General features: G+C 45.4%; 11 protein-coding genes and 1 pseudogene. 8 read left to right on the top strand and 4 right to left on the bottom strand.

Annotation, left to right across the window (positions count from 1 at the left end; all coding sequences use genetic code 11):
• The 5 genes and pseudogenes from RMO79_RS04655 to RMO79_RS04675 all read left to right on the top strand — a co-directional run.
• Positions 1 to 160 (top strand): annotated as a pseudogene (locus tag RMO79_RS04655) (phycocyanin subunit alpha); the annotation flags it as partial.
• A gap of 208 nt (positions 161 to 368) precedes the next feature.
• Positions 369 to 1,181 (top strand): HEAT repeat domain-containing protein, encoded by an 813-nt coding sequence (locus RMO79_RS24435; RefSeq protein ID WP_396136521.1) that lies wholly within the window; start codon positions 369 to 371, stop codon positions 1,179 to 1,181.
• Positions 1,182 to 1,340: 159 nt separating this feature from the next.
• Complete coding sequence (locus tag RMO79_RS04665) at positions 1,341 to 1,577, top strand: DNA-directed RNA polymerase subunit omega (RefSeq protein WP_295613184.1); 237 nt, start codon at positions 1,341 to 1,343, stop codon at positions 1,575 to 1,577.
• A gap of 237 nt (positions 1,578 to 1,814) precedes the next feature.
• On the top strand, positions 1,815 to 2,177 hold the full coding sequence (locus tag RMO79_RS04670) for a DUF1818 family protein (RefSeq protein WP_310481898.1): 363 nt from the start codon (positions 1,815 to 1,817) through the stop codon (positions 2,175 to 2,177).
• Positions 2,178 to 2,215: 38 nt separating this feature from the next.
• Entirely contained in the window at positions 2,216 to 3,691 is a 1,476-nt protein-coding gene (locus RMO79_RS04675) for an alpha-amylase (RefSeq protein WP_310481899.1), read from the top strand.
• 11 nt (positions 3,692 to 3,702) lie between these two features.
• On the opposite strand, the gene RMO79_RS04680 is transcribed toward RMO79_RS04675, so the two are convergent.
• From RMO79_RS04680 to RMO79_RS04695, 4 genes are all read right to left on the bottom strand, one after another.
• Positions 3,703 to 4,929, bottom strand: coding sequence for a DUF1501 domain-containing protein (locus RMO79_RS04680; RefSeq protein ID WP_310481900.1), 1,227 nt, complete (start codon positions 4,927 to 4,929; stop codon positions 3,703 to 3,705).
• Between the two features lie 160 nt (positions 4,930 to 5,089).
• A complete protein-coding gene (locus tag RMO79_RS04685; protein ID WP_310481901.1) occupies positions 5,090 to 6,601 on the bottom strand; it encodes a DUF1800 domain-containing protein in 1,512 nt (503 codons plus the stop codon).
• A 58-nt stretch (positions 6,602 to 6,659) separates the two neighbouring features.
• Positions 6,660 to 7,049 carry a hypothetical protein gene (locus RMO79_RS04690; protein WP_310481902.1) on the bottom strand — a complete coding sequence of 130 codons (390 nt, stop codon included), beginning with the start codon at positions 7,047 to 7,049 and terminating at the stop codon, positions 6,660 to 6,662.
• 54 nt (positions 7,050 to 7,103) lie between these two features.
• On the bottom strand, positions 7,104 to 7,661 hold the full coding sequence (locus RMO79_RS04695) for a sigma-70 family RNA polymerase sigma factor (protein ID WP_396136522.1): 558 nt from the start codon (positions 7,659 to 7,661) through the stop codon (positions 7,104 to 7,106).
• Positions 7,662 to 7,867: 206 nt separating this feature from the next.
• Between RMO79_RS04695 and cynS the strand changes: the two genes are divergently transcribed.
• The 3 genes from cynS (at position 7,868) to asnS (ending at position 10,451) form a co-directional block, all read left to right on the top strand.
• The gene (gene cynS / locus RMO79_RS04700; protein WP_310481903.1) at positions 7,868 to 8,332 is read left to right on the top strand and encodes a cyanase; all 465 of its coding nucleotides are present in this window, start codon (positions 7,868 to 7,870) and stop codon (positions 8,330 to 8,332) included.
• Between the two features lie 248 nt (positions 8,333 to 8,580).
• On the top strand, positions 8,581 to 8,952 hold the full coding sequence (locus RMO79_RS04705; RefSeq protein ID WP_310481904.1) for a hypothetical protein: 372 nt from the start codon (positions 8,581 to 8,583) through the stop codon (positions 8,950 to 8,952).
• Between the two features lie 107 nt (positions 8,953 to 9,059).
• On the top strand, positions 9,060 to 10,451 hold the full coding sequence (gene asnS, locus RMO79_RS04710) for an asparagine--tRNA ligase (RefSeq protein ID WP_310481905.1): 1,392 nt from the start codon (positions 9,060 to 9,062) through the stop codon (positions 10,449 to 10,451).
• Positions 10,452 to 10,631 lie beyond the last annotated feature (180 nt).

Below are 10,631 nucleotides of genomic sequence, written 5' to 3' on the forward strand. Positions count from 1 at the left end.
TCTCCTCGGCGGTTTGGCAGAAATCAACAAAACTTTTGACTTATCCCCAAGCTGGTACGTTGAAGCTCTCAAGTACATCAAATCTAACCACGGTTTGTCTGGCGATGCGGCTGTTGAAGCTAATTCCTACTTGGATTATGCTATCAATGCATTAAGCTAGAACGCAGGTTCGGCACCCTAAGTCAGCTCCATCCGTTAGCAATTGCGTTGACCGATGAGGATCTGACTTAGGGAATTTTTTTGGCTATTTGTCGCGGTAAAATTGAGTAATAACTAATCTGGCGATCGACTGGAGGGAATTAGCTTTCGGCTGACGATCGATTAGTAGGTATGGGAAGATGAATTAACAACCAAACCGATCGCTAATTATGACTGATTCTGACTCACTCACAATCTTACTTGCCGAGATCGCCGCAGCAGATTCATCAACGAAGATGGTAGAAGCTGTCGAGAAGTTAGCTCAGGCACGTCTAGAAGCGGCGATACCCAATCTGATTACCGTTTTAGGGTACAACAATCCTGGGGCAGCCGTAGCGGCAGTAGAAGGGCTGATCGAGATCGGGACACCTGCTGTGAAACCGTTATTAGAATTATTAGATGGTTATAATTACGGAGCCAGAGCTTGGGCACTCAGAGCACTGGCGGGGATTGGCGATCCGCAAGCATTAGATTTATTATTAGATGCGGCCGAAAATGACTTTGCACTCAGCGTCAGACGTGCGGCTGCTAGAGGCTTGGGGACGATTCATTGGGATGAGTTGTCGCCACTTGCAGATCTTTCATCAGCACAGGCAAAAGTTATTGCAATATTAGTTATCGTTTCTCAAGACCACGAGTGGGTAGTCAGATATGCGGCGATTACTGGATTGCAGGAATTGGCTATTTTCAGTATTATCTCTGCTCCTGACATTACCCGTCAAATTTTGACACATTTCGATCGATTGGTAGACACTGACGACAATTTAGCCGTTATCGCCCGCATTTGGCTGGCTCAAAAAGAGATTCAAACAGCTATTAACGAAGTTTTGACTCAGCAACCGACATTAGAGCCAGCAATTGCTATCGATTGGCAAACCACACTCGCCAAACTTTACGCCCGCAAACGCCAAGAGCAAACCCATCCCGAAGGAGATCCGCACAAGTTCCGAGAGCTAGCCGCTGCAATTTTTAGAGGTGAATAGCAATAGACTTCCTGCGAAAGTACAAATACAACTTTTTTTAGTATCGTTCTCATCTAAAGTCGCCCATATTCCCTATTCCCTAGTCCCTATTCCCTTTCCTCTAAATCGCAGAGCGATCGGGTACACTAGAATAACACTGCTACTGTATTAGGAGTAATTATGATTCAGCGTCGCGCACAAGCCCACTTTGACTCGATCCAGATTGCTTATCGAGCTGAAGAACTAATTGGTGCAGCTTCTAATCGCTACAAAATTACCGTTCAAGTAGCAAATCGAGCGAAAAAACGCCACCGTTACGAATCCGATAATATCGACGATCCGACGATAAAACCTGTTATGCGCGCCATTATCGAAATGTCTGACGAGTTAACTCAGCCCGAAATTCTGGGAGATTAGGATCGGTAATTAGAGGGTGTCTGAAAAGCGTAGATCTAAATCCCCCCAGCCCCCTTAAAAAGCGGATGCGCGTTCGTCGGGTCTCCCGACGGATTAGCGCACCAAGCAGGGGGAGAAAGAGTCAAAGTCCCCCTTTTTAAGGGGGATTTAGATCTACGATCGAAGCCAATAAGACTTTTCAGACACCCTCTTAGGGGTAATTCATGAATTGCCCCGACTCAATCTCACCTAATTATTATGGAAAAAGTCCTTAAATCTGGTGCTGGGTGGCGAATTGGTTGGAATCCTGCTGGTAAATATCAGGGATTGATTGGTGGCGATGATTGGGCGTTTGAACTGACGGCTGAAGAACTAGCAGATTTTTGTCGGCTGTTGGGGCAATTAGTAGCTAATATCAGATCGATCGAAGCCGAATTAATGGACGAAGAAAGCATCGCTTGTGAAGCTGAGAGTGAGTTGGTATGGATGCAGTTAGCTGGACTTTCTGGTAGATATAGCTTGCGGCTAATTCTGAATACCGGGCGGGGTTGCGAGGGCAATTGGACGGCTGAGGCGGTGGCAGAATCGATCGTAGCGGTTGACAGCTTGAAGTTTTTTTGATAATAATGCTACATCGACCTAGATCTAGGAGCTGAATCATGTCAGATGTTAATGGGGTGATGATGCAATACTTCCACTGGTATTTACCGCCTGAAGGTAGCCTATGGAATCAATTATCGCTAGATGCCCAAGAACTAGCTGCTGCTGGATTTACGGCTTTGTGGTTGCCACCTGCTTATAAGGGTGCCAATGGTGGTTATGATGTCGGCTATGCTGTTTATGACTTATTCGATTTGGGCGAATTCGAGCAAAAAGGATCGACAGCGACTAAGTATGGCACCAAGGATGAGTATACACGGGCGATCGAACGCGCTCATGCTGTTGGTATCCAAATCTATGGTGATATCGTCTTAAATCACCGTCTGGGTGCCGATGCGACCGAAGAGTTTGAAGCGACTCCCCTCGATCCGAACAATCGCTTTCAACCAATCGATAATTATCAAAAAATTGAAGGTTGGACGCATTTTACCTTTCCAGGGCGTAAGGGTAAATATTCTAAAATGGAATGGCATTGGTGGCATTTTGATGCGATCGACTATAACGTGGATAATCAGCAGCAAAGGGCTGTTTACTTAGTTAAAGATAAAACTTTCGATCGCAGTGTCGATCTGGAAAAAGGTAATTTCGATTACCTGATGGGTTGCGATTTGGATATGGATCATCCCGAAGTATTAGGCGAGTTAAAATACTGGGGCGAATGGTGTCTGGATACGACCAAAATTGATGGCTTGCGGCTGGATGCTGTCAAACATATCGAGGCGAGATTCTTTTACGATTGGCTGAAACATCTTAATAGCTACGCCAAAAAAGATTTATTCACAGTTGGCGAATATTGGTCTTACGAACTCGACGCGCTCAATTACTTTATTGCCGAAACAGAGGGTAAAATTCATCTATTCGATGCACCTTTACACAATAATTTTTATAATGCTGGCATTCAAGGGAAAAACTACGATCTGCGTCAAATCTTCGATGATTCGCTAGTCCGACATCAACCTACACTGGCCGTTACCTTTGTCGAAAACCACGATTCCCAACCGCTCCAATCGCTCGAATCGGTTGTTGAAAATTGGTTTAAACCGCTAGCCTACGCACTGATCTTGCTCCGCGAAGCGGGTTATCCTTGCGTATTTTATGGTGATTATTACGGTGCGAGTTATCGCGACAAAGGCAAAGATGGTAACGAATATGACATCGTACTCCAGTCGCATCGGACTATACTCGATCGACTGCTCCAGGTGCGTCGCGACTATGCTTATGGTATCCAGCACGATTATTTCGACCACCCAAATACCATCGGTTGGACGCGATTGGGAGATTTAGAACATCCTGAAAGTATGGCAGTAATTATGGGTAATGGTGATGCTGGGACAAAATGGATGAATGTGGGAAAACCCGATACTACCTATGTCGATCTGACTGCAACTGTAACAGAGCCAGTTATTACTAATGCTGACGGCTGGGGAGAGTTTCGCTGCCAAGGTGGATCTGTCTCTGTGTGGGTATCTACATGAGCTGCTTCGCTCTAGATTAAATCCATCATTTGCGACTGATATCCTGGAAATACCTGCTGTAACTTACTGGCATCTATAGCTAACCGCCGAGTTAATACCGTCCCTAACACGTCGCGAAAATCCGTCGTCACGGCTAAATCTCGCCCTCGATCTCGTTGGGCTGGCTCTAAACCAACCCACTTGCCGTAGACAGTGCCACCGCGAATGCCGCCACCGAGCAACCACATCACGTTACCATGTCCGTGGTCGGTGCCACCATTGCCATTTTCCTTAATTGTCCGCCCAAATTCGGACATTACCACGATGGTGGTATTTTGATAAGCCGCGCCTAATCCGGTTTGCAGGGCGATTAACCCCTTGCCTAATTGCTCCAGATTGCGGGCTAGTTGCCCCTGGCTCGCGCCTTGGTTGATGTGGGTATCCCAACCACCTACCGCTAAAAAAGACATCTGGATGCGCGGATCTAGTGCCATCAGGCGGGCTAATCTCTGGGCATCGCCGGGAAAGCCGTTGGGTAAAGTCGCGCCATTATTTGCCATCTTCATTTCGGCTTCGAGATCTTTGAGTAATTCGGTACGAGCGAGTCTCCCCTCGCGATAAGTGCGTCCGATCGCGTCATTATTGCCATACAATCGATCGAAGGCACTGGCTACTTGGGGTTTGTCTATTTGCTGGCGATTACCTGCATTTCGCCCCGATGCGAGATTGGCGACGGCTCTTTTACCAAGTAAAATGCGTGGAGTCGTCGCGCCGACGCTGACTGCTTGAATCGGGTTTTTGTCTGAGATAATGCCCAATAATCGATTCATCCAACCGTCGCGGGTGGATTTAATCCCAGGGGTACCGCTTTCGAGATAATCTTGCGCGTCAAAATGCGATCGCGTTTCATTCTGGGAGCCGCACGCATGAACGAATGCGAGGCTTTTTTGTTGCCAGAGGGGGAGGAGCGGCGAGAGGGCTGGATGTAAGCCAAATTTGCCGTCGAGATCTAGTGCGCCGTTGGGTTGTCCGGGTTGGGGGATGGCAATTTTCGGACGATCGGTATAATATGTAGGCTCGCGGTAAGGTATTACTACATTCAAGCCATCGATCGCACCTCGCAAGAAGACAACAATTAAACGTTGAGGGTTGGGGTTTACAGCGGCAATACTCTGCGCCGCCCAGCCATGAGTGCCGATACTAATTAGGGATGATGCCGAGCATAAGCTAGATTGAATTAGAAACTGACGACGATTCATAAAATGGGGATGGGAGATGGGAGCGGGGAGCGGGGGAGGAGATAACTCAATACTTCTTTTGTTAATCTCAAAAATAGTTAGTCCGCGTAGGCGGACTGCGCTTCATGTGCGGTGACTTCAGTCGCTAGCAGTTCTTAAACGAGAAGTATTGGGAGATAACTTATTTGCTCATAAATTCGGGACTACCTAAGATTAATGCCGAGCGAATTTCAGAGCTGCTTGATGAGATTGCTTTCTGAGTACGAGTGGAAAAATTATTGCCTAAAGTATTTGCTAAAGCAACCGGATCGATCTTTACCATTTGGGTAGCTGGTATCGTATTAGCCGCCGTAGTTATCGATGCAGAAATTGGTAATTTACCGTTTGCTAAATTAGTCGCATAATTAATCCGGCGCGTCATACTATCGGGGTTCAGCCAAGCTTCTTGAGTGTTTTTATAACCATTAGGTGTCGGACAGCCATAGATCGACATGCCTAATTGTTTGAGAAAATCATTTAATGGTTTAACATTATTAACCTCCATCCCAGTCGATCGGATCGATGAAATTGCATATTGATATGGTGTTTTAAATTTCTTGCCATAGTATTTACTATTCCAAAATTCTGGACTATCAAACAAGGTAGCTAGGACTAATTTAATATCGCCATCGGTGGCAATAAAGCGTTTAGAGAGCTTGTCAATTAGACTTTTGGGTGGATTATCGGCAACAAAATATTGGGCGAGTTTAAAGCTAATCTGACGGGCAGTGCTGGGATGTTTTGAGAGGATATCTAGTGCCCGATCGCCTTCAGCTACGCCACTACCTGTAATGCTCTGTTTAAGAAATAACTTATTACTAAAATCGTGTCGATCGGTATTAAATTGAAAGCTGTAACCATCGGATATTTTCTGTCCGGGTTGTTTGAATCCCCAACCAGTAAATATCTGTGCGAGTGCGACGATATCATCTTGTTTGTAGCCACCATCGACACCTAAGGTATGCAGCTCCATTAATTCACGGGCATAGTTTTCATTTAATCCTTTAAACCTGCCTTTTTTATTAGCATTAGGCGCGCTATTTTGCCAGTTATCTAAATAAAATAACATTGCCGGGTGTCTAGCAGTCGCACCTAACAAGTTCCTAAATTTACCAAGTGCATTGGGGCGAATTGCCTCTCGTTCGTAAGCACCTACCCACAATCTATCGATGCCTTTATCGGCATAGACATTGAAATGATTGTACCAAAAATCGACCATTACTTCTTGGAGTTGTCTTTGACTATAAATCGATCGCCACAGCCTAGCTTCGATCGCTTCATTTGTTACTTGTTTTGCCTGTTGCTGCTGGACTTTTCTGACTGCTTGCGTTGGCTGTTGTCCGTTGACTTGGCGATTGGGATTGTAGCGTTGAAATAGCTCGACTGGTGAAAGATTAATTGTCTCTAAATTAGCTAATTTATCGGTCAAAATAGCTGGTTCGGCGATCGTATCTGGGTTGAGTTGTTGTTGGATGTATTTATCGATACCGAGGCTCTGGACTCGATAGATATCGCCAGTACCGATACCCAAACTCAATCGATTCAAAAGATGAATAACTTTCGGATTAGCTGGTGCCGATCGAGCGACATTAGCAAATAGCATCCAGATCGAGATGGCTGCGACAATTAAATATTTTTTACGAGTGTTCGCCATAGATAAATATTAGCAGTGGACAAATTTCACAAGTCGAAATCGGATGACAAATATAGCTCTAAATATCTTCACTATCGATCGTCAAAAGATCGGCATCTAAATCGACAGTGGTATCGCGATCTTCCCCGGTACTTTCTGGATGAGCGACTAATCCAGAAACATGAGCTTCTAGATATAAATTTAGCTCGTTTAATTGTGCCATACTCGGCTCGGATGGTGCGATCGCCCGATCTATAGTCATACCAATTATCCCGATCGTCATCACCCCAAATCCCCCAATGAGATATCGCCAGCGCGAGTTAAATATTTTCGGTTTAGTTGGAGCTGGTAATCGATCGATCTCCAACAGCAGCCGATCTTCTAAATCGGGCAATCCTGGCGGGGAAATCGATCGATTTTGACGTAAGAAATTAGTTAAATTAGGATCTCTATCCGGTCGATCGTTCATAATTGCTATTGATTAGTTGTTGATAGTTATCCATCCTCGATAATTAACTGCTAACTAGAGCTGAACTCCCGATGATTCTAAGAATTTTCGCATCGCAGCGCGCGCATAAAACAACCGAGATTTAACAGTACCGACGGGAATTTCGAGAATTTCGGCAACTTCCTTTTGCGGCAATTCTTCCAAATCGTGTAATATTAATACCGATCGACGATCCTCACTGAGCGCATCCAATCCTCTGCGGACTAAATCTTGATAATCGAGCTGAATCGGATCGGGATCGTCATGCTGAGTGGAAATATTTTGGGCGATCGTTTGGAGGCGAGATCGATCGCGTGCTAAAATCTGACGACGATCGGTAGCTACATTCCACGTAATTCGATACAGCCAGGTAGAAAATTGAGAGCTTTGACGAAATTTAGGCAATCCCTTCCAAGCACGTAAAAATACTTCCTGTACCAAATCGTCCAACGACAGCGGATCGCAAAGCTGATAAAGTATTTGTCTTACCCGTTCTTGATGGCGACGGTATAATAGCCGAAAGCTGTGCCGATCGTTTCCATCCACACAACGCTTGACTAGCAGCTCATCCGCCACAATTTCAGCAGGTTCCACTCCGATTGCTACCTCACCCACCACACATCTCGCTCCATACCAGTCATTACCAGCACCCACTCACTAACAATTGTTTAGACTGACGATCGATCGATAAGGTTCACTTTCGAAGATCGATCGGGCAAAATGTAAGCTAGACAACTATTTATATCTCCAATCTCACCTAGATTTAAGTGCAAATAGTAAGATCTGCTACACAATTGACTATGGAACTCCCAGCTATCGTCCGCCACTTATTTGCAGCCAAGCAAGCCAAAGGTTTGAGTTTTGCCGACTTAGAAAAAATCTTAAACCGCAATGAAGTTTGGATTGCGGCGGTATTGTATCGCCAAGCGGCGACATCTGAAGACGAGGCAAAATTACTCGTCGAGGCTCTAGGCTTAGATCCTGGTTATATCGATCTGTTAATGGAATATCCTAGCAAAGGTTTGGGGCCGATCGTACCCACAGATCCATTCATTTACCGTTTCTACGAAATTATCCAGGTATATGGATTTCCGCTCAAAAGTGTCATTCAAGAAAAGTTTGGCGATGGCATTATGAGCGCGATCGATTTTACGATGAATGTAGACAAAGAAGTCGATCCTAAAGGCGATCCTCATTCTGAGGGGCTTTGCCAACGAGTCAAACTTACTATGTCTGGTAAATTTTTGTCTTATAAGAAGTGGTAGAAATACTTAGCCGATTCTAAATCGAGATGGAGATTTTCTACCCAGTACGCCACAGTAATGAGTGTGAATTGCCCTAAAAACAGTCGGTACGCTCGTATCTAAAATCAGGTTAATCCATCATTTTAGCGATCCCCGACTTTGGCTTCCCCAAAGCAAAATAAAGCACAGAATTTTTTAATTATTCTACACATATTTTCCCCCAATTTGATGGGTATATTAAGGCTGTGTAGCATTGGGTTAACAAAGCTGTGAAAAGCGTTTATGTCTTGTGGTCGTTAGTGACTGGTGTGAGTTTATTTGGCGTTCGGACTTTCGGAAATCCTTTTAGCGACCAGGTGCATTATCAGGTGGAATATAGTGGGAAGGCAGGAAGTACATTGTGGGGAAGTTATACAATGACCGAACACAATCGTACCCGCAGTAGTACGACAGAACAAGCGATCGGAAAGTTACCGCTGACGATCGATTTTACCACTGGTAAAAATATGACAATTTCGGCAAATGGTTCGACAGCGGATCGGGAGCCGATTACCATCAGAATTTACAAGCATGGTTCGGAATGTAGCAATTCAGATCGGATCGATCGAGCGGGGGTGACGGATACAGTTGTATGTAGATAGGTTTTAGGTTTTGGGGTGGGGACTCTCAATCCTCGCCCCAAACCCTTCTCCTGTGGCAGACTATTAGAGTGGGATAAACCTACATCGATCTACAAGCCCGACCGAAGATGATTACCAACTATATTGCTACAATCCTCCGTGGGGGGAATCCCGGAGATGCCGTTACCGTGCGGGGATGGATTCGGAGTAAGCGCGAAGCTAAAGAATTTGCCTTTGTCGATATCAATGATGGTTCGTGCATGGCGAATATTCAAGCGGTTATCGATAAAGATGTCCCCGATTATGCCAATATTCTCAAACAGATTAACACGGGCGCATCGATCGAAATTACGGGCGAACTGGTAGAGTCTCCCGCAAAAGGACAGCGCGTAGAAGTCAAAGCCATTGCGGTTAAAGTATACGGCGAAGCAGATCCCGAAACTTATCCCCTTCAGAAAAAACGCCACTCCTTTGAATTTTTACGCGAGATCGGGCATTTGCGATCGCGTACCAATACTCTCAGCGCGGTATTTAGAGTGCGGAATGCTTGTGCCACAGCCATTCATCAATTTTTCCAAGAGCGCGGCTTTTTGTGGGTACACACGCCGATTATTAGCGCGAGCGACTGCGAAGGTGCGGGGGAAATGTTTAACGTTACCACCCTCAATCTCAAAAAAGTTCCGCTCACTCTCGACAACCAGATCGATTACAGTCAAGATTTCTTCGGAAAGGCAGCATATTTGACCGTCAGCGGGCAGTTAGAAGCTGAAGTGATGGCGATGGCATTTAGCAACGTGTACACGTTTGGGCCGACTTTTCGCGCCGAGAATTCTAATACTTCGCGCCACTTGGCTGAATTTTGGATGATCGAGCCGGAGATGGCATTTTGCGATCTGCGGGAAGATATGGATTTAGCCGAAACGTTTCTCCAGTACATCTTTAAGTATGTGATGGAAAATTGCCAAGCAGACATGGAATTTTTCAACGAGCGGATCGATAAATCGGTTTTAGCCACCGCTGAGAATATTATTAACAATCAATTCGAGCGACTGACTTATACTGATGCGATCGCATTACTCGAAAAGTCGGGACAAAAATTTGAATATCCCGTCAGTTGGGGACTCGATCTTCAATCCGAACACGAACGCTATTTAGCCGAGGAAGTTTTTAAAAAGCCTGTCATCCTCACTGATTATCCTGTCGAAATTAAAGCCTTCTACATGCGGCTCAATGACGATGGTAAAACTGTCGCCGCGATGGATATTTTGGCTCCTAAAATCGGTGAAATTATTGGCGGTTCCCAACGCGAAGAACGCCTCGATGTGCTGGAACGGCGGCTGATAGCTCAAGGCTTGAACCCCGCTGATTACTGGTGGTATCTAGATTTGCGGCGTTATGGTACCGTCCCTCATGCTGGCTTCGGTTTGGGATTCGAGCGGTTGGTACAATTCATGACGGGAATGACGAATATTCGCGATGTAATTCCGTTCCCCCGCGCGCCATTAACTGTCGAATTTTAATATTAAATTAAGTTGATTAGGCAATAGATGAGCTAATTGCCTTTAGCGGGCTACCGTATATACTCAAGTTTGCTTGACTTCGTTTTGAGATCTGAATCCCCCAACCCCCTTGGAAAGGGGGTTTGGGGGATTCAGATCTCGAAACGAAGTCTAACCAACTTGTGTATACACCGTAGCCTT

It is taken from the genome of Chamaesiphon sp. VAR_48_metabat_403 (assembly GCF_031422475.1).
Lineage (GTDB): Bacteria > Cyanobacteriota > Cyanobacteriia > Cyanobacteriales > Chamaesiphonaceae > Chamaesiphon.